The 18,762-nt window shown below is 66.2% G+C and carries 20 protein-coding genes and 1 pseudogene; 16 read left to right on the top strand and 5 right to left on the bottom strand.

Annotated elements, in window-relative coordinates:
- Positions 1-23: 23 nt before the first annotated feature.
- From OMK73_RS18715 to OMK73_RS18690, 6 genes and pseudogenes are all read left to right on the top strand, one after another.
- On the top strand, positions 24-776 hold the full coding sequence (locus OMK73_RS18715; RefSeq protein WP_267603454.1) for a Bug family tripartite tricarboxylate transporter substrate binding protein: 753 nt from the start codon (positions 24-26) through the stop codon (positions 774-776).
- The gene (locus OMK73_RS18710; RefSeq protein ID WP_267603453.1) at positions 757-1,002 is read left to right on the top strand and encodes a tripartite tricarboxylate transporter substrate-binding protein; all 246 of its coding nucleotides are present in this window, start codon (positions 757-759) and stop codon (positions 1,000-1,002) included. The genes OMK73_RS18715 and OMK73_RS18710 overlap by 20 nt, the downstream gene beginning before the upstream one ends.
- Positions 999-2,299, top strand: a pseudogene (locus OMK73_RS18705) (sulfatase). The gene OMK73_RS18710 and the pseudogene OMK73_RS18705 overlap by 4 nt, the downstream one beginning before the upstream one ends.
- A gap of 96 nt (positions 2,300-2,395) precedes the next feature.
- Complete coding sequence (locus tag OMK73_RS18700; protein WP_267603452.1) at positions 2,396-3,025, top strand: glutathione S-transferase family protein; 630 nt, start codon at positions 2,396-2,398, stop codon at positions 3,023-3,025.
- Between the two features lie 31 nt (positions 3,026-3,056).
- Positions 3,057-3,692, top strand: a complete 636-nt coding sequence (locus OMK73_RS18695; protein ID WP_267603451.1) for a glutathione S-transferase family protein — start codon at positions 3,057-3,059, stop codon at positions 3,690-3,692.
- A 365-nt stretch (positions 3,693-4,057) separates the two neighbouring features.
- Positions 4,058-5,023, top strand: coding sequence for an LLM class oxidoreductase (locus OMK73_RS18690; RefSeq protein WP_267603450.1), 966 nt, complete (start codon positions 4,058-4,060; stop codon positions 5,021-5,023).
- A gap of 13 nt (positions 5,024-5,036) precedes the next feature.
- Here the strand turns inward: OMK73_RS18690 and OMK73_RS18685 are convergent, their stop codons facing one another.
- The gene (locus tag OMK73_RS18685) at positions 5,037-5,930 is read right to left on the bottom strand and encodes a LysR family transcriptional regulator (protein ID WP_267603449.1); all 894 of its coding nucleotides are present in this window, start codon (positions 5,928-5,930) and stop codon (positions 5,037-5,039) included.
- A 162-nt stretch (positions 5,931-6,092) separates the two neighbouring features.
- On the opposite strand from OMK73_RS18685, the gene OMK73_RS18680 reads away from it, so the two are divergent.
- A complete protein-coding gene (locus OMK73_RS18680) occupies positions 6,093-6,791 on the top strand; it encodes a peroxiredoxin-like family protein (protein ID WP_267603448.1) in 699 nt (232 codons plus the stop codon).
- A 433-nt stretch (positions 6,792-7,224) separates the two neighbouring features.
- Here the strand turns inward: OMK73_RS18680 and OMK73_RS18675 are convergent, their stop codons facing one another.
- The 3 genes from OMK73_RS18675 to OMK73_RS18665 all read right to left on the bottom strand — a co-directional run bounded on the left by OMK73_RS18675 (position 7,225) and on the right by OMK73_RS18665 (position 10,303).
- Entirely contained in the window at positions 7,225-7,995 is a 771-nt protein-coding gene (locus OMK73_RS18675; RefSeq protein ID WP_267603447.1) for an enoyl-CoA hydratase/isomerase family protein, read from the bottom strand.
- A 14-nt stretch (positions 7,996-8,009) separates the two neighbouring features.
- On the bottom strand, positions 8,010-9,236 hold the full coding sequence (locus OMK73_RS18670) for a CaiB/BaiF CoA transferase family protein (RefSeq protein WP_267603446.1): 1,227 nt from the start codon (positions 9,234-9,236) through the stop codon (positions 8,010-8,012).
- Positions 9,237-9,328: 92 nt separating this feature from the next.
- Entirely contained in the window at positions 9,329-10,303 is a 975-nt protein-coding gene (locus tag OMK73_RS18665) for a Bug family tripartite tricarboxylate transporter substrate binding protein (RefSeq protein WP_267603445.1), read from the bottom strand.
- 191 nt (positions 10,304-10,494) lie between these two features.
- On the opposite strand from OMK73_RS18665, the gene OMK73_RS18660 reads away from it, so the two are divergent.
- Positions 10,495-11,454, top strand: coding sequence for a LysR family transcriptional regulator (locus tag OMK73_RS18660; RefSeq protein WP_267603444.1), 960 nt, complete (start codon positions 10,495-10,497; stop codon positions 11,452-11,454).
- Positions 11,455-11,540: 86 nt separating this feature from the next.
- Here the strand turns inward: OMK73_RS18660 and mchS3 are convergent, their stop codons facing one another.
- Entirely contained in the window at positions 11,541-11,981 is a 441-nt protein-coding gene (gene mchS3, locus OMK73_RS18655; RefSeq protein ID WP_267603443.1) for an MchS3 family protein, read from the bottom strand.
- Positions 11,982-12,499: 518 nt separating this feature from the next.
- Here mchS3 and OMK73_RS18650 point away from each other — a divergent pair.
- The 8 genes from OMK73_RS18650 (at position 12,500) to OMK73_RS18615 (ending at position 18,693) form a co-directional block, all read left to right on the top strand.
- Positions 12,500-13,507: a sulfate ABC transporter substrate-binding protein gene (locus OMK73_RS18650; protein WP_043347114.1), complete on the top strand. Its 1,008-nt coding sequence runs from the start codon at positions 12,500-12,502 to the stop codon at positions 13,505-13,507.
- A 67-nt stretch (positions 13,508-13,574) separates the two neighbouring features.
- Complete coding sequence (locus tag OMK73_RS18645; RefSeq protein WP_267603442.1) at positions 13,575-13,715, top strand: hypothetical protein; 141 nt, start codon at positions 13,575-13,577, stop codon at positions 13,713-13,715.
- Positions 13,716-13,727: 12 nt separating this feature from the next.
- On the top strand, positions 13,728-14,891 hold the full coding sequence (gene ssuD, locus OMK73_RS18640; RefSeq protein WP_267603441.1) for an FMNH2-dependent alkanesulfonate monooxygenase: 1,164 nt from the start codon (positions 13,728-13,730) through the stop codon (positions 14,889-14,891).
- A 9-nt stretch (positions 14,892-14,900) separates the two neighbouring features.
- A complete protein-coding gene (gene ssuC / locus OMK73_RS18635; RefSeq protein WP_267603440.1) occupies positions 14,901-15,710 on the top strand; it encodes an aliphatic sulfonate ABC transporter permease SsuC in 810 nt (269 codons plus the stop codon).
- A 26-nt stretch (positions 15,711-15,736) separates the two neighbouring features.
- Positions 15,737-16,612, top strand: coding sequence for an ATP-binding cassette domain-containing protein (locus tag OMK73_RS18630; protein ID WP_267603439.1), 876 nt, complete (start codon positions 15,737-15,739; stop codon positions 16,610-16,612).
- 214 nt (positions 16,613-16,826) lie between these two features.
- On the top strand, positions 16,827-17,042 hold the full coding sequence (locus OMK73_RS18625; protein ID WP_006161487.1) for a TOBE domain-containing protein: 216 nt from the start codon (positions 16,827-16,829) through the stop codon (positions 17,040-17,042).
- A gap of 41 nt (positions 17,043-17,083) precedes the next feature.
- Positions 17,084-17,914, top strand: coding sequence for an EAL domain-containing protein (locus tag OMK73_RS18620; RefSeq protein ID WP_267603438.1), 831 nt, complete (start codon positions 17,084-17,086; stop codon positions 17,912-17,914).
- 68 nt (positions 17,915-17,982) lie between these two features.
- The gene (locus OMK73_RS18615; RefSeq protein WP_267603437.1) at positions 17,983-18,693 is read left to right on the top strand and encodes an RBBP9/YdeN family alpha/beta hydrolase; all 711 of its coding nucleotides are present in this window, start codon (positions 17,983-17,985) and stop codon (positions 18,691-18,693) included.
- Positions 18,694-18,762 lie beyond the last annotated feature (69 nt).

Below are 18,762 nucleotides of genomic sequence, written 5' to 3'. Positions count from 1 at the left end.
ATCATAACAACGGAGACCACGCCATGTTCCATCGCCTTTCCGCCCCGCTGCGGGCCGCAACCCTTGCGCTGCTGCTCTGCGCGCCGGGACTCGCGGCGCACGCCCAGGAGCGCTATCCGGCCAAGCCGGTGCGCTTCGTCAACGCGTTCCCGCCGGGCGGCCCGTCCGACCTGCTGGCCCGCTCGGTGGCCGAGGTGCTGCAGGGCGAGCTCAAGCAGGCCTTTGTGGTCGAGAACAAGCCGGGGGCGGGCGGTAACCTGGGCGCGGGCGCGGTGGCCAAGAGCCCGGCCGATGGCTACGCGGTGCTGTTCGGCATCGATACCACCTTTACCGTCAACCCGCATATCTACAGCACCATGCCGTTCCGGCCCGGCGAGCTCAAGCCCTTGATGATCCTGGCCAGTTCGGGTTTGCTGGTAGGCACGTCCCCGTCGTCGGGCATCGCCTCCTTGCCGGACCTGGTCAAGCAGGCCAAGGCGAAGCGCTTGAACTTCAGCTCCGGCGGCAGCGGCAGCCCGGGCCACCTGGCCATCGAGGAGTTCCAGCGCGCCACCGGCCTCAGGCTGAACCATGTGCCTTACAAGGGCAGCACGCCGGCGGTGACCGCTGTGGTGGGCAGCGAGGTGGATGGCGGCTTCCTGGCCACGCCCAGCATGCTGCCCTTCGTCAAGGCGGGCAAGGTGACGGCGCTGGCGGTGACCAGCCGCCAGCGCCTCGCGGCTGGCGCCGGGCATCGCCACCGTGGCGGAGCTGGGCATGAAGGACCTGGAGCATGAGGTACTGTATGTGGCGATGGTGCCGGCGGCCACGCCCGAGCCGGTGGTGCGCGTGCTTGAGCGTGCCATCGGCGATGCGCTGGCGCGGCCGGATGTGCAGGCACGCATGCAGGCGCTGGACCTGCAGCCCGAAGGCGTCACGGGCGCGGCCGCCGCGCGGCGCTTGTCGGAACTGTCCGATCGTTATCGTCAACTCATCGTCGCTACCGGCATGAAGGTCGAATGAAACCGAACCTGATCTATATCGTCGCCGACGACCTCGGCTATGCGGACCTGGGCTGCTATGGCGGGCGCGTGCCGGTGTCTCCGGTGCTCGACAGCCTGGCCGCCAACGGCCTGATGCTCACGCAGGGCTATGCCAACTCGCCGGTGTGCTCTCCCACGCGCTTTGCGCTGATGACGGCGCGCTATCAGTACCGGCTGCGCGGCGCGGCGGAGGAGCCGATCAACAGCAAGAGCCGCGGCAACAACACGCTGGGCCTGCCGCCGGCGCATCCCACCTTGCCCTCGCTGCTGCAGGCGCAGGGCTACCGCACGGCGCTGATCGGCAAATGGCACCTGGGCTTTGCACCGGCGTTCGGGCCGCTGCTGTCGGGCTACCAGGAGTTTTTCGGGCCCATGGCGGGCGGTGTCGATTACTTCACGCACTGCGATTCCAGCGGCCGCCACGACCTGTGGCACAACGACGCGGCGCACCAGGAGGCCGGCTACCTGACCGATCTGCTGTCGCGGCGCGCGGTGGATTACGTGACGCGCATGAGCGCGCAGGGCGCACCGTTTTTCCTGAGCCTGCACTACACCGCGCCGCACTGGCCGTGGGAAACCCGCGACGACGCCGCGCTGGCGCCGCAGGTCAGCAACAACCTCTTCCATCTCGACGGCGGCAACATCCACACTTACCGGCGCATGATCGGCCACATGGATGAGGGCATCGGCTGGCTGGTGCGGGCGCTGCGCCAGCTCGGCCAGCTCGACAACACGCTGATCGTCTTTACCAGTGACAACGGCGGCGAGCGCTTCTCGGACAACTGGCCGCTGGTGGGCGGCAAGATGGACCTGACCGAGGGGGCATCCGCGTGCCGTGGATCGCGCACTGGCCCGCGGTGATCGCGCCGGGCGGCGCCAGCGCGCAGCACTGCATGACGATGGACTGGTCGGCCACGATGCTGGACGCGGCGGGCGTGCAGGCCGATGCCGGCTACCCGCTCGACGGCGTGTCGCTGATGCCGTTGCTGCGCGATGCGGCGCACCGCTTCCACCGTCCGCTGCACTGGCGCATGAACCACCGCGACCAGCGCGCGCTGCGCGACGGCGACTGGAAGTACCTGCAGGTGGACGGACACGAGTACCTGTTCGATCTCAGCCGCGATGAGCGCGAGCGCGCCAACCTGGCAAAACGCGAGCCCCAGCGGCTGGCGGCGATGCGCGAGGCGTGGCTAGCGTGGAATGCGGGCATGCCGCCGATTCCGCAGGACGCCACGGTCAGCCTGGGTTACTCGGCCGCGGACATGCCGCAGCGGTAGTGATCCGGCCGAGCGACGCCGAGGCCCCGATCCGCGCCTTGGTGTATCGTTGAAGGCTTCCGCGAAACGCGGGAATCTTCAACGGGGACGCATCGAATGCTGACGATCTGGGGCCGTGCGAATTCGGTCAATGTGCAGAAAGTACTGTGGGCTTGCGAAGAACTTGGCTTGCCGTTCCAGCGGATCGACGCCGGCATGCAATTCGGCGGCAACAACGAGCCCGACTATCTCGCCATGAATCCTAACGGGCGCGTCCCGACCATCATCGATGGCGATTTTGTGCTGTGGGAGTCGAATTCCATCCTGCGCTACCTCGCCATGGAATATGGCAAGGCAGGCGCGCTGTACCCGGCCGCGCCCAAGGTGCGCGCCAGCGTGGACCGCTGGCTGGACTGGTCGCTGTCGACCTTGCAGCCGGCGGAACGGCCGGTCTTCTGGGGCTTTGTGCGCACGCCCGCCGCCGAGCGCGATGTGGCTCGCCTCACCGCCGAAGCCGGCGTGGTGGCGGGACTGTGGCGGATGCTCGACCAGCACCTGGAAGGGCGCGACTATATGGAAGGCGGCGTCTTCACGCTCGCCGACCTGGTGCTGGGCGCCTACGCGCGCCGCTGGTTCGGCCTGGACGGCCAGATCGACCGTCCCGCACTGCGCCATATCGAGCGCTGGTATGCGCGCGTTGCCGAGCGTGCCGGCTTCCGCCAGTACGTCGCGGCGCCGCTAAGCTGAGCCTGGATACCTTCATCACGGACCGATTCCCATGACTATCACCCTGCACACCTGGAACACGCCGAACGGACGCAAGATCAGCGTCGCGCTCGAGGAAATGGCGCTGCCTTATACCGTCAAGACGGTGAACATCACCAAGGGCGAGCAGCACCAGCCGGATTTCCTGCGCATCAGCCCCAACAACCGGATCCCGGCCATCGTCGATGCCGATGGCCCCGATGGACAACCGATCAGCGTCTTCGAATCCGGCGCGATCCTGCTTTACCTTGCCGAGAAGACCGGCAAGTTCCTGCCCGCGAGCCTGCGTGAGCGCGTGCCGGTGCTGGAGTGGCTGATGTGGCAGATGGGCGGCTTCGGGCCCATGCCGGGCCAGGTGCATCACTTCCGCACGGTCGAGCCGGAGGCCGACCGGCACTATGGGCTTAAGCGCTATTCGGAAGAAACGCGGCGCCTCTACGGCGTGCTGGACCGGCGCCTGGCGGAAGTGGAATACGTGGCCGGCGACCTGTCCGTGGCGGATTTCGCGATTCTGGGCTGGGCGTGGCGCCACGAGCGCCATCAGGTCCCGCTGGAGGCGTTCCCCAATGTCAAGCGGTGGTATGACGCCCTGTTTGCGCGTCCCGGCGTGCAGCGCGGCTTTGCGGTCAAGCTCGATGACCTGGCTTGACCTGACCTGAAGCTGGCGAATCCATACAAGCTCCATACATCCGCCGTACCTCCTTTGCACAAACCGGGCGCCCATTTGACATGGGTCAAGAACCAGAATGGTGCGCCCCGCTAAGATGGTTTCCGTCATGGAGATGCGGGGGCGCTCTTCATGACTTGTCTACCCGTTTCCAGCATACGGAAACTTGGCCCGCGCCACGCAAGTGGGGCGGGCTTTTTCTTTGCCGCTTGTCCGCCCGGCGCTATGGGTTCCTATCCGCCCGGCTCACCCGGTTGTGCGCAGCGGCCAGCGCGTGGCGACTGCTAATATGCCGGACGGTCCCCGCAAACGGGCCAGCGACCCGCAAGTCCCTCCGGAGGACTCGAATGCCTCAGACACAAGCCCCTTCGCCGCACAACGCTGCCGTGCAAGACCGCGTGTTCCAGGAAGGCCGCCTCTCGCTCGGCCTGACCTTGCCGATGCTGCAATCCGGCCAGGTCGTCGCGGACTTCCGCGAGCAGGTGGCGCTGGCCAAGCTCGCCGACGCACTCGGCTTCCGCGCATTGTGGGTGCGCGACGTGCCGCTGAACAGCGCCGACTACCCGGACCCGGTCGGGCATCTCGATCCCTGGGTGTTCCTTGGCGCGCTGGCCAGCCAGACCGAGCGCATCGCGCTGGTGAGCGGCGCCATCGTGCTGACGCTGCGGCATCCGCTGCATGTCGCCAAAGGGGCGATTTCAGTCAGCGCGTTGTCGCAGGGCCGCTTTGTGCTCGGCCTGGGTTCTGGCGACCGTCCTGCCGAGTACGCTGCGTTTGGGCAGGCTACGGCCGCACGGCGCGATTTGTACCTGCGTCACTGGGAGACGGTGGCGGCGGCGGTGGGAGCGCCTTCCCGGGTGATCCCGGATCAGGTCCATGACGACACGCCCGAGTTTTTCCTGCTCCCCAGGCTCCCCGCGGCCATTCCCTTGCTGGCCGTGGGCTCGGGCGGGCAGAGCGTCGACTGGATCGCGCGCCATGCCATCGGCTGGATGACCTATCACCGCGAGCCCGCGGTGCAGCGGGAGCGCTATCGCATGTGGCGCACGGCGGTTGAGCGTGCCGCGCCCGGGCAGTTCCGCGCCTTTGGCGTGGCGATGCAACTGGACCTGAGCGCCGATGCCGGCGAGCCGCCTACCGCAATCTCGCTTGGCTATCGCACCGGGCGAAATGGGCTGAGGGAGTTGCTGCGGGACATGCGCGGCAGCGGCACGCATCATGTTTCGCTCAACCTGCAGGCATCCGAACGTGCGCCGCGCGAGGTGATTGAAGAATTGGCCGCCGAAGTCCTGCCGGCATTTCACGCGGACTAGTTTTTTCTCTTCGCTAAGCGATGTCCAGGCGCAGTGCCGCTTCCACGAACGCGACAAAAGCCTTGACCTTGGCGCTGGCCATGCGGCCGGTCGGAAATACCGCCCAGAGGTCGACCGGCGCCAGCGTCCATTCGGCGAGCACCTGCCTGACTTCGCCGCTGGCCAGTTCCGGCGCGAACATCCATTCGGAGCCGATCGCCACGCCGATATCCGCGAGCACCGCGGCGCGTACGCCCTCGGCGGCCGTGACCCGCAAGCGGCCGGACACCTCGACGGATACCTCGGCGCCGCCCCGGTGGAATGCCCAGGCATCGCCGCCGCCCTCGCGGTCGTAGACGATGGCCTCATGCGCGAGCAAGTCGGCGGGCACCTTTGGCTCGCCGGCAGCGGCGAAGTAGCGCGGCGTGCCGACCACGACCCGCCGGCTTTGCGCGATCTTCCTGGCGGTCATGGCCGAATCTCGCAGCGCGCCCATGCGCAGGGCGACATCCACCCCATGCTCGAGCAGGTCGATATTGCCATCCTCCAGCAGCACGTCCACCACCAGTTGCGGATGCTCGGCCAGGAAGGCTTTGAGGTGCGGGACGATATGCAGCCGCGCGAAGGTGACGGCCGCGGTCACGCGCAGGCGGCCGGAGAGGCTTGCGCCCGAGCCCCTGGCCGCATGCTCCGCCGCATCCGCTTCCTCGATCGCGCGCTTGGCGTGCTCGTAGAAATTCTTTCCTGCTTCGGTCGGCGACAGGCCGCGGGTGGACCGCACGAGCAGCCGCACGCCAAGCTGGTCTTCCAGCTGTGCGACCGACTTCGATACGGAGGGCTGCCCGACCTTCAGCAGCCGCGCGGCGCCCGAGAAAGAGCCTGCCTCGATGACGGCAACGAATGTTTCCATGGCAGTCATCCTGTCCACGATGTGTTTCCTCTCATTGGATTGCCGCCGGGTTATGCCTCAAAAGAATGAATCATATTCCCGCGGCTCGCCTACCGCCGTGAAGCGGCTTGACCGAACATGATTCCAGCAACGTGCACCTTCGCATCGAGCAGCTTACTTGGATCAGATGGAGTAGTCATCATGTCACTGCAGCAAAAACTCGACGCCTTCAAGGCGGACTTCAAGGCCGGCAAGGCGCCGTATTTCGCACCACCGGAAATCCATCCCATCATGGAGCGGGCCACCGCTGAACTGATTGCCTCGGGACAAGCAGGCCGCGCGCTGAAGGCGGGGGACAAGGCGCCCGTCTTCACGCTGACGGACCCGGAGGGCGCACCGGTTTCCTCGGAGGCACTGCTGGCGCAAGGGCCTCTCATCGTCAGCTTCTACCGCGGGGTGTGGTGCCCGTATTGCAATATGGAACTGCAGGCGCTGGAAGAGGCCGTGCCGGCGTTCAGGCAAGCCGGCGCCAGCGTGGTGGCCATTTCGCCGCAGAACGCAGTCAATAGCCGCAAGTCCGTGCGCACCAACAAGCTGAGCTTCCCCATCCTCAGCGACACGCATAACGACGTGGCTGCCGCGTTTGGCTTGCGCTTCGCACTGCCGGACTATCTGGTGGATCTGTACAAGCAACTGAAGAACGACCTGCCGGCGTTCAACGGCGACGCGAGCTGGACGCTGCCGATGCCGGCGCGCTACGTGATCGGGCAGGATGGGACCATCCTCTATGCCGAGGTCAATCCTGACTACACGCACCGGCCGGAGCCTTCCGAGATGTTGCCGGCACTGCGCCACGCCAAAGGCGGCAGGCAAGGGCAGCACAATCCCGTGTCGGTGTGATGGGTGAGCAAGACCGGCGGAATTGTACCGCCGGGTAGCCACGGCGGCCCAGGGAGCGGGCGGCAGGTGTGGCTGCCTCCCCTGGTGCCGCAAGGAGAGCACCGCTGGCCCTGGACTCCAGGTTGCGGCAGGAACCTAGTCCGGCTGGCGCTTCTTCAACAGGTAGCGCTGCGTGCCTTCCAGCACAAGCACCGCGGACTGGTTATGCACCGTTGTACGCATGGCCAGCACGCAGGTGCTCCGGTTCGGCGCGAGTTCGCTGACTTCCGGCGTTGAGCCGTACCGTCCCCGCGCGCACCTGCGCGAGTCCCGTCAGTGCGCCGTCGGTGCCGGTCGGCTGGGCCGCGAGGAGGGCAAGGAAGATTGGGGTGCTCCGGCGCAGGGTTCCTGGAAATCGCATGCGTGCACTCCGCTTTCGTTGAGATCGGGACGATCAGGCTTGCCAGGATGGCTTGCGCTTCTCCACGAACGCGGCGATGCCTTCCCTCGCGTCGTCCGTCGCCACTACATTGCCGAAGCTTTCCACTGCCGAGGCCACGCCGCGCCGGTAGCCGTTGTCATTGGCGTGCATGAAGGCCTTGCGTCCCATCCTGACGACGACGGGCGATTTCGCGCACAGCGTCTGGGCAAGCGCCCTGGCCTCGCGCATGACGTCCTGCTCGGGCACCACGCGGCTGACCAGCCCGAGGGACATGGCCTCGGCGGCGTCGAACGCGCGTCCGGTGAAAAGCAGGTCGAACGCGCGGTGGCGGCCAATCACGCGTGGCAGGTGTGTGTAGTGGATGGCGGGAGTCAGCCCGACGTCGATTTCCGGGTAGCCGAAGGTGGCCGTGTCGGCGGCGACGATCATGTCGCAGGAGATTGCCAGCGTCATGCCGCCGCCGCGGGCGGTGCCGTTCACGGCGGCAATGGACGGCTTGCCGAGGTGGAATTGCGCGTCGCACAGATCGTTGTACAGCTTGTCGACCAGGCCGTGGACCCGCGCCGGCGGCGCGCCATGCAGCGCATCCAGCCTCAGGCCGGCGCAGAAGCGCCGGGGCAGGGCGCTGCCCAGTATGACGGCCCTGACCGAATCATCCTGGGCCGCGCGCCGCAGCGCGAGCAGCAAATCGTCGATCATGGCCTCGTTCAGGGCATTGACGGGCGCGCTATCGAGGAGGATCTCGGCGACCCTGTCGCGTACTTCATACTTGACTGACGGCATGGCTATTCCTGGATTCATGCGGCCGTGGACAGGCCGTGGGTGTCATTGGCTTCGGCGCAGGCAACCACGCCGCGCGCCTTGAATTGTTCGATGGACTCGGGCGTGTAGCCCGCCTGCAACAGGATCTCGTCCGTGTGCTGGCCCAGCAAAGGCGGCGCGCGGTGCGCTTGCCGGCTGCCGCCGCGAAAGCGAACGGGCAAGCCCATATTCCGCACCTTGCCCAGCACCGGATGCTCGGATTCGGCGATCAGCGCGCGCTCGGCCACTTGCGGGTGTGCCAGCGCCTGGTCCAGCGTGTGAATCGGGGAGCAGGCCACGCCCGCCTTGCGCAGCGCGTCCAGCCAGTAGGCCACCGGCTGGGTACGGATGCGCGCCTGGACCATCTCGACCGTCTCGGCGAAGTGCGCGACGCGGGCCGCGTTGGTGGCGAAGCGCGGCGCGTCGACGACATCCTGCAGCCCGGCGACCGGGCAGAAGCGCCGCCACTGCGCGTCGTTGCCCACGCCGATCATCACCGGCCCGTCGGCTGCGTCGAACACCTGGTAGGGCGCCATGGCCGGATGCGCGGTGCCCATAGGCCGCGGCACCTTGCCGCTGAGCCAGTAGTTCTGGGCGAGATAGCCCATGAAACCCATGGCCGTATCCAGCAGGGACACCTCCAGGTGCATGCCGCGGCCGGTCTTCTGCCGCTCGATCAGCGCGGCCAGGATGCCGCTGAACGCATGCATGCCGGTGCCAAGGTCGACCGGAGAGAAGCTGGCGCGTGCATGCTGCCCGCCGGGCTGGCCCATGGTGCTGATCATGCCGCTGAATGCCTGCAGCATGACGTCGTAGCCGGGCTCCTGGCCCAGGGGCCCCGAGCGGCCGTAGCCGGAAATCTCGCAGTAGATCAGCGCCGGGTTCAGGGCGGACAGCGTGTCGTAGTCCACGCCGAGCCTGGCGGCGGCGCCGCCGCCGAAGCCCTGCAGCACGACGTCCGCCTTGGCCGCCAGCGCTTGCACGATCTGCCTGCCTTCGCTGGTCTTGAGGTCGACGGCGAGGCTGCGCTTGTTGTGGTTGACGGCCAGGAAGGTGGCGGACTGCCCGCGATCCTGCGGCAGCCAGGCGCGCGTATCGTCGCCGCTACCGACCGGTTCGACCTTGATGACCTCGGCGCCCAGTTCGCCCAGGTACTGCCCGCACAAGGGGCCGGCCAGCACCTTGCTCAGATCGAGGACGCGAATGCCCTGCAATGCGATCATGAATGTGTCTCCGAAACAGGTCGACGGCGGACTCCGCCCAGGCTTGCGGGTGCAAGTCCGCCGTCGTGTTGTCGCAATGGGAAGCCGGGCGGCTACTCGGGCTTGATGTCGATGGACCGGGCCAGGGCCGTCCATCGCGCAGCGTCGCGATTCACATAGGCCTGCAAATCGGCGGGCGCCATGTGAAACGGCTCCGCCCCACGTGCAATCAGCGCACTGCCATAGCCCGGATCGCTTGCGCTTTGCGCCACGGCCTGGCGCAGCTTCTCGACAAGGGCGGGCGGCGTCTTCGCGCTGGCCTGCAGGGACAGCCAGAACTTCAGGTCCAGCGCGGGATAGCCGGCTTCCTGCAGCGTCGGCACATCCGGCAGCAGGGGCGAGCGCGCCGCGGCGGTGATCGCCAGCGCCTTGAGCTTGCCGCCCTGTATCTGGCCGATGGAGGTGGTCATGCTGTCGAAGAGGAAATCCACATTCCCGGCCATGACATCGGTGCTTGCCGGCGCGCTGCCCTTGTAGGGCACGGCCACCGCGCTGAAGCCCGCCTCCTTCTGCAGCAGCGCGCCATAGATATGCGGCGAGCTGCCGGCGCCGAAGGTGGCGTAGGTGAGATTGTTCGGCCGCTGCTTGCCGATGCGCACCAGGTCCGCAAGGGTGTTGACGCCCAGCTTGCTCGGGTGCACCACCAGCACGTTCGGCACCGTCGCCACCACGCCGATGGCCACCAGGTCGCGTTGCGGGCGGAAGCGCAAGTCGGGGAACAGCAGCGGATTGACGGCGTGCATGCCGACCGTGTTCAGCAGCAGCGTATAGCCGTCGGCATTGGCGTCGAGCACAGTCTGCGTGCCGAGATTGCCGCCGGCGCCGGGCTTGTTCTCGACCACCACGGGCTGGCCGAGCCGATTGCCCAGCGGTATGGCAATCAGGCGTGCCACGAAGTCCCCGGGGCCACCCGCGGCGAACGGGACGACAAGCTTGACCGGTCGCGACGGCCATTGCTCCGCAAGGAGCGGGCGGGTGAGCAAGGATGCGGCTGCGCCCGTCAGGAATGTACGGCGGCTGAGTGCCATGGTGTCTCCGTGGATCATCTGTCTTGGAATCCGCGTGCGGTGCGCGGAAGCTGGCGTCACTATGGCCGGCAGCAGGCTATATGTCCAAGATAGATATTTGATAGTGACTATATATCTGTGCTATACCCAGCCATCTTGCCACCGTGCCGCCGACCGGCGGGCCCCGTGGCGCGGCATGCGGAGACTGGCTTATGTCGATCGATATACGTGGACTCAGGTGCTTTCTGGCCGTGGTATCGGCGGGATCGATTTCCCGGGCCGCGGAGAACATGCATCTGGCGCAGCCGGCGCTGAGCCTGCAGATCAAGCACATCGAACAGGATCTGGGCGTGGCTCTCTTCATGCGCAGCCACAAGGGCGTTGTCCAGACCGCCGCGGGGCTGAGATTCGAGAGCCACGCCAGGGATATCCTCAAGCGGCTCGACGTCGCGTGCGAGGACGTACGTGACCTGATGACCGATCCGGCCGGCAGGGTCGCAATCGGCCTGCCTCAATCCATGGCGAAGATACTGACCGTGCCGCTGGTGCGCGAAACCATCCGGCGCTGGCCTAAGGTCCAGTTGCAGGTGGTCGAGCTAAGCACCGGGTATATCCCCGATCACCTGCTGAGCGGGCGCATCGATCTTGGCCTGACCTTCCAGGCGGATGCCGGCTCCGGCCTGCTGTTCGAGCACGTTGTCGACGAGGATCTCGTCTTGCTGGCGCCTCCGGGCCAGTTCGCCGATGCCCGCAAGACCGGAGCAGAACTGACCAAAGCAGTCCGGTTCAAGGACCTTCAGCGCTTCCCCATGATCCTGCCTGCGGCCGAGCATGGCCTGCGCGCATTGATCGATGGCTATCTGCGTGCTCATCATGTCGAGCTCTCGGTGCTGGCGGAGGTGAATGCCATTCCGCAGCTCATCAATCTCGCCGCGCAAGGCGTGGGGTGCACGATCCTTTCCTACGCATCGGTCTGCGCCGAGTTGCGCAATGGCTTGCTGTCCGCGGCGCGGATCACCCAACCGAGCATGTCGCGCCCCGTCTATCTGTGCCGGTCCGCCACCATGCCGCTGTCAATCGCCGTCTCGGCCGTGCTGGACCTGCTGATGGATACGGTGCGCTCGCTGATCGCCGATGGCCAGTGGCCTGCCCGCGTGAAGGGCGCAGGTTGATAGTCTTGCAGGCTGACACAAACGGGCCTCCATGGTGAACGACAAATGGAGGCTGCAAATTTCGGTGGTTTACATATTTTGTGATTTTATTGTTTGCCAAGTTGATTGCAGCCGTTTTTGCCGATTGATTCGATCAGGTCGGTCATTTTCTCCTTGTTGAGAATGTCTGCTCTCAATACGCTGGCTGAACCGCCATTTGGAAGAATGTCGGATGCTTCCTTCTTGAATAGGGACGGGGATAACGTGCGGAGTCCGCACGCGGCATAGAGTTTTGCTTCATTTGTAGATTCTTTGGATCTTATTATTTCCTTGAAGATCTCATTCGCCTCCCTGTTTTTTAGTATCTTTCTATAGATCTTCTCGCTTTCGCTGATATGTCCAGTGAATCCCACCATGCCAAGCGAGAAAGTACTGGCATTCGCCAGTTTCTCCTTGTCACGGTCAATTTGATCGACATCTGTGCTGGCAAATGATTGGGCGCCGCCGATAGCGGATAGTAATGTCAGATAAATGATCAAGTTCTTCATGTCGTGTAGGTTTGAAATCCGTCGCTAAAACGATCAGCCCCACCGGGGTACGGTGAGATGCGCTCTCGCCAACACGGCAATTGCAAATGAGAATTATACGCATTGGTTCCCTGAAGACCAATCGTCGGCGCTATCCGTAGCACGCGGGCCCCCATGCACCCTCTCCTTGTTGCCGGGAGCGGGCCAGATGGGCCTGTGACGTTGAACGGGGCGATGCTGCGCCTGCCGGGATCGCGGGAACGCGACGCATGCAGGCCCCGGATGCCCTACGCTGTGCGGCAGCAGTCTTTGGGACATCATTCGCGGCAGGACTGCACCTTCGACCATCCCCCTACGGCATGCCCATATTTCCGCAAATTCTTATGCGGAAAACGTGCAAGGATCGGCGAAACCATTCGTTCCTTTCACATAGCCCCCTCGGTAGTCTTCCTCCCTGACACAAGCCTTCCCACGCAAGGAGGGCCATGAAACGCGGCGCGAGCGCGCCATTTCACGACGAGAATACGGGAGCAAGACACATGATTCGCAAGCTGGCCATCGGACTCGCGGCACTGGCCGTCATCGGTTCCACCCAGACCGCGTGGGCCAACACCGCCCTCTTGAACGTTTCGTACGATCCCACGCGGGAGCTGTATGTGGACGTGAATGCGGCCTTCGCCAAGGCGTGGAAGGCCAAGGGCGGCGACGCGCTGACCATCCGCCAGTCGCACGGCGGCTCGGGCAAGCAGGCGCGTTCGGTGATCGATGGGCTGGATGCGGATGTGGTCACGCTGGCGCTGGGCTATGACATCGACGCCATCGCCGAGAAGGGCTTGCTCAAGCCGGACTGGCAAAAGCGCCTGCCGCACAATGCGTCGCCCTATACCTCGACCATCGTGTTCCTGGTGCGCAAGGGCAACCCCAAGGGCATCAAGGACTGGAACGACCTGGTCAAGCCGGGCGTGCAGGTGATCACGCCTAACCCGAAGACCTCGGGCGGCGCGCGCTGGAACTACCTGGCGGCCTGGGGCTACGCGCTGCGCCAGCCGGGCGGCAACGAGCAGAAGGCCAAGGAGTTCGTCGGCCAGCTGCTGAAGAACGTGCCGGTGCTGGATTCCGGCGCCCGCGGCGCCACTACGACCTTTGTCGAGCGCGGCCTGGGCGATGTGCTGATTGCCTGGGAAAACGAGGCCATCCTGGCGATCAAGGAGCTGGGCCCGGACAAGTTCGACATCGTTGCGCCGTCGATCTCCATCCTGGCCGAGCCGCCGGTGGCGGTGGTGGACAAGGTGGTGGACAAGAAGGGCACGCGCAAGGTGGCGGAAGCCTACCTGCAGTTCCTGTACACCGACGAGGGCCAGGAAATCGCGGCCAAGAATTACTACCGCCCGATCTCGGAGAAGATTGCCGCCAAGTATGCGAGCAACTTCCCCAAGGTCAAGCTGTTCACCATCGATGAGGCCTTTGGCGGCTGGCAGAAAGCGCAGAAGGCGCACTTCGCCGACGGTGGCTCGTTCGACCAGGTCTACCAGCCTGGCAAGAAGTAAGACGCAGCCTGCGGCGGGCGCGCGCCCGCCGCGCATCTGCCGTGCCCGATCCCTGATTCCTATCCCGATGCCGATCCAAGCCGGCGCGCCGCTGCGCCACGTATTGCTGGTGGCGCTAGTCACCGGCGCACTGGGCGCTGCCTTGCTGGCGATCGGCCTGGGCGCGTCCGGCGAGGGCCGGGCGGCCAAGATCCACAAACAGAGCTGAAGAGGCACGGACATGCAGGTCTTCTGGTTTATCCCCACGCACGGCGACAGCCGCTACCTCGGCACCTCGGTGGGCGCGCGCGAGGTCAATATCGATTACCTGAAGCAGATCGCCACCGCGGCCGATACGCTTGGCTACGAAGGCGTGCTGATTCCCACCGGCCGCTCCTGCGAGGATCCGTGGGTGGTCGCCTCCACGCTCGCCGCGGTCACCAGCCGGCTGCGCTTCCTGGTGGCGGTGCGCCCCGGGCTGATGGCGCCCACGCTGGCGGCGCGCATGGCGGCGACGTTTGACCGCCTGTCGGGCGGACGCCTGCTGGTGAACCTGGTGACCGGCGGCGATGTGTCGGAGCTGGAGGGCGATGGCCTGTTCCTGGATCATGCCGAGCGCTACGAAGCCTCGGCCGAGTTCATCCGTATCTGGCGCGAGGTGCTGGCCGCCAGCCATGAAAGCGCTGAGCTCGACTACGAGGGCAAGCACCTCAAGGTCAAGGGCGCGAAGGTGTTGTTCCCGCCGCTGCAGCGGCCGCATCCGCCGGTGTACTTCGGCGGCTCCTCGGCTGCCGCGCACGAGCTGGCGGCCGAGCAGGTGGATACCTACCTGACCTGGGGCGAGCCGCCGGCCGAGGTAGCGAAGAAACTCGCCGACGTGCGCCAGCGCGCGGCGCGCCATGGGCGTACCGTGAAGTTCGGCATCCGCCTGCACGTGATCGTGCGCGAGACCGAGGACGAGGCATGGGCCGCGGCCGATCAGCTGATCAGCAAGCTCGACGATGCGACGGTGGAGCGCGCGCAGGCGGTGATCGGCAGGATGGATTCCGAAGGGCAGCGCCGCATGGCTGCGCTGCATGCCGGTGGCGGCGCACGCAGCCGCGCGGAATTGGAGATCAGCCCCAACCTGTGGGCCGGCGTAGGCCTGGTGCGCAGCGGCGCGGGCACGGCACTGGTGGGCGACCCGCACATCGTGGCGGCGCGCATCAAGGAGTACGCAGCGCTGGGCATCGATACCTTTGTGCTTTCCGGCTACCCGCATCTGGAAGAAGCCTATCGCTTCGCCGAGCTGGTTTTTCCGCTGCTGCCGCGCTCCGTACGCGACAAGCTGCAGGGCAAGGTGCTGTCCGGCCCTTTTGGCGAAGTCATGGCAACCGGCATCGTGCCGCGCGCGGCGCGCGGGTAGGAGGCAACCATGTCCGCTCCCTTGACCCTGCCTGCACGCAACCCTGACTGGCTGCGCCATGCGTCTCGCTCGGCCGCGCCGTGGATCGTGCCGGTGCTGCTGGTGGTGGCGTGGCAACTGGCCTCGCAGCTGGGCTGGCTGTCCAACCGCATCCTGCCGGCGCCGCTCGATGTGGTGAAGGCCGCCTGGGGCCTGGCCGTGACGGGCGAACTGTGGCGCCACGTGTGGGTAAGCACCTGGCGCGCCGTGCTCGGCTTCACCATTGGCGGCGGCTTCGGGCTGGCGCTGGGCCTGCTGACCGGCACCTTCCGCCCGGCCGCGACCCTGCTCGACAGCACCTTGCAGATGGTGCGCAATATTCCGCCGCTGGCTTTGATCCCGCTGGTGATCCTGTGGTTCGGCATCGACGAGACCGCCAAGCTGTTCCTGGTATCGCTGGGCGTGTTCTTCCCGATCTACCTGAACACGTATCACGGCATCCGCGCGGTCGACCCCGGGCTGATCGAGATGGCGAAGAGCTACGGCCTGTCGGGCTGGCGCCTTTACCGCGAGGTGATCCTGCCAGGCGCCTTGCCCAACATCCTGGTCGGCGTGCGTTTCTCGCTCGGCCTGATGTGGGTGATCCTGATCGTGGCCGAGACCATCTCGGCGCAGTCGGGCATCGGCTACATGACCATGAATGCGCGCGAGTTCCTGCAGACCGACGTAGTGCTGGTGGGCATCCTGCTCTACGCGCTGCTGGGCAAGCTGGCTGATTTGCTGTCACGCGGGCTGGAGCGATTCTGGCTGCGCTGGCACCCCGGCTACCAGGCGCACTGAGCGCCGCCGGCCAAGGAGAACCCGATATGCAAAGCAACCCGATCGAGCAAGCCGCGCTGGCCGATGTGCCCGCCAGCCAGGATGGCAAGGGCCTCGCGCTGCGCGTGCAGCAGGTGGTGAAGCGATACGGCGGGCGCGAGGTGCTGCACGGCATCCACCTGCAGGCCGCGCCGGGCGAGTTCCTCGCCATCGTGGGCCGCAGCGGTTGCGGCAAGAGCACCTTGCTGCGGCTGGTGGCCGGCCTGGAAGACAGTGATGGCGGTGGCGTAACGCTGGACGGCGTGCCTGGCAACAAGCAGCGCGAGGCGGTCCGGGTGATGTTCCAGGACGCGCGCCTGCTGCCATGGAAGAAGGTGCTGGACAACGTGGCGCTGGGGCTGCCGCGCGCGCGGCTGGCCGATGCGGCCAGGGTGCTGGGCCAGGTCGGCCTGGCCGAGCGCGCGGGCGAGTGGCCGGCGCGCCTGTCGGGCGGGCAGCGCCAGCGCGTGGCACTGGCGCGTGCGTTGGTGCATCACCCGCGCTTGCTGCTGCTGGACGAGCCGCTCGGCGCGCTGGATGCGCTGACCCGCATCGAGATGCAGGGCTTGATCGAGGCCTTGTGGCAGCGCCTGGGCTTCACGGCGCTGCTGGTCACCCACGATGTGTCGGAAGCGGTAGCGCTGGCCGACCGCGTGGTGTTGATCGAAGACGGCCGCATCGCGCTGGACCAGCGGGTGGCGCTGCCGCGTCCGCGCCAGCGTGGCTCGGCGGCGTTCGCGCAACTGGAGGACGCGGTGCTGCGCCGGGTGATGCAACGTGATGGCACATCGCCGGTCAATGAGAGCCAGCACGGGCAAGCATTGTTGTCTGCAGTGGACTGGTCGGTGGCGCGCACGGTCGATTCAGTGCGCTGGGCGATCTAGCGCGCAAACCCTGCCGCAAGCAAGGACGCCAGCGAGAAGGCAAACAAGTATGAAACAAGGGTCGCGCAGCCAGCCTTGAGCGAAGCCGGCGCAACCCGCTTAAGCGGCGGCAGCCACGGGTGAGCGGGCAACGTCACTCACCCGCGCGGCCGCCATCCGCTGAACCAAAGTTTTACGCATTTCTCATTTTCACTCACGCAAAGGAACTTCTATCATGAGCATTCAGGCGATCAACGTACGTAACCAGTTCCGCGGCAAGGTTGCTGCCATCATCGAAGGCCCTGTGGTCTCGGAGGTCGACGTCGAGACGCCGGCCGGCATCGTCACCTCGGTCATCACCACCCGCTCGGTCAAGGATCTCGGCCTTACCATCGGCAGCGAAGTCGTTGCCCTGGTCAAGGCTACCGAGGTATCCCTGGCCAAGCTTTGAAGCCTCGCCCGAGGCGCAAGCGCAACGCAAAGGAAATCGCAATGGCAAGCGCGAACGAAAGAGGCGCGGCACTGACGGCGCTCACCCACTACCTGGAAGCGCTGCCGCGCCGGCCAGAAAACGATCGTCAACTGTGGCGCGACGAGCGTGGGCAGGTGCAGGGCCAGTTCTATAACTGCTCGCTGACCAGCGCGTTCGAGCCGCTCATCACCTTGTCCAGTCGCGATGTGGTGGCGCACGAAGGCACGCTGCGCACGTACGCGGGCGACGGCGTTGGCCTGAGTGCATGGAAGCTGTTTGCGATGGCGGCGGACGATGCCTCCCTGGTCTCGCTCGACCGGCTCTCGCGCCTGGTGCATGCCATCAACTATTTTGCGGCCGACGGCGATCGCAAGCTGGTGCTCAACGTGCACAACCGGCTGCTGGCTGCCGTGGCCGACGATCACGGCTCGGCCTTCCGGCGCGCGCTTCAGTCGCTGGGCTTGCCGCTTGACCGGTTCGTGATCCAGGTGCCGGCCAGCGCCAACGACGACCTGCCGCTGCTGCTGCATGTGGTGGGCAACTACCGCCGCAACGGCTTTGCCGTGAGCCTGCAGGCATCGGACCCGGCGGAGGCCGGCGCGCTGATGGCGCACGCGCTGCCCGACTGGCTCAAGCTGGACATGCGCCGCAACTGGACCGACCGCCAGCTGGCCGGGCTGCAGGCCAGTGCCGACAGTGCCGGCGTGACGCTGATCGGGCGCCGGCTGGAGAACGCCGAGAATGCCGAGCGGCTGCAGGCAGCCGGCATCGTGCTGGGGCAGGGCAGCTTCACCGGCGCGGCGGTGAGCGCGCGCCACCTGCATGAAGTGGCCGGCGAGGTTCGCATTTAGGAGTTCGAGGGCGGGGTGCCCCGGAACGGATCCGGCGGCGTCCCGATGGCGTTGACCAAGGAGCCGAAATGACGCAGACGAAGAGGCCGGCCGCGCGGGAGCAGCGCGGCGGGCAGGCGGGCGCAAGCGGGCGACCCGCCGACGTACGGTTGAAGGTGCCCAAGGGTTTGCAGATCCTGACGGTGCCAGGGTTGCATGGCAGTGGCCCGGGCCACTGGCAAAGCCGCTGGGAGCAGCGCTTTCCCGACTGGCAGCGCGTAGAGCAGCACGACTGGTCGCGCCCGAGCCTGCCGCTGTGGGCAGAGCGCGTGTCCGAGAGCGTCATGCGAGCGCAACGCGTGGCCCCGCGCGGGGCCATCCTGGTGGCGCACAGCTTCGGCTGCCTGGCCACTCTGCGCCAGGCGGCGCTTGATCCCGAGGGCATTGCGGGCGCAGTGCTGGTGGCCCCCGCCGATCCCGACAAATTTGGCGTGGCCGGGCTGCTGCCCGCGTACCGGCTGCCGTTTCCCACCATCCTGGTGGCCAGCCGCAACGATCCCTGGATGCAACAGCGCACCGCGTTCAGTTGGGGCACGCTATGGGGCAGCGAGCTCCATGATGCAGGCATGCTAGGTCACATTAACGCCGATTCTGGCCTTGACCAGTGGCCTGAGGGGCTCGCCTTGCTCGATACCTTGATCCAGCGGATCGAGGCGGACGGCAGCGCCGGCCCGTCCGGCGACCGCGCCGGGCCTTGGGAAGGCGGGATGGAAGTGTCGTCTACGTTTCCTTATATCTAAAACGCCTAAGAACATACGTAAAGATTCGTTCTGTTTATAAGGCGGCATCTGCAGAATTTGTCTCGTAGG

This window comes from Cupriavidus sp. D39 (genome assembly GCF_026627925.1).
GTDB lineage: Bacteria > Pseudomonadota > Gammaproteobacteria > Burkholderiales > Burkholderiaceae > Cupriavidus > Cupriavidus ulmosensis.
The sequence above is the reverse complement of the archived record's forward strand: the minus strand, read 5'-3'. Positions and strand labels throughout refer to the sequence as shown.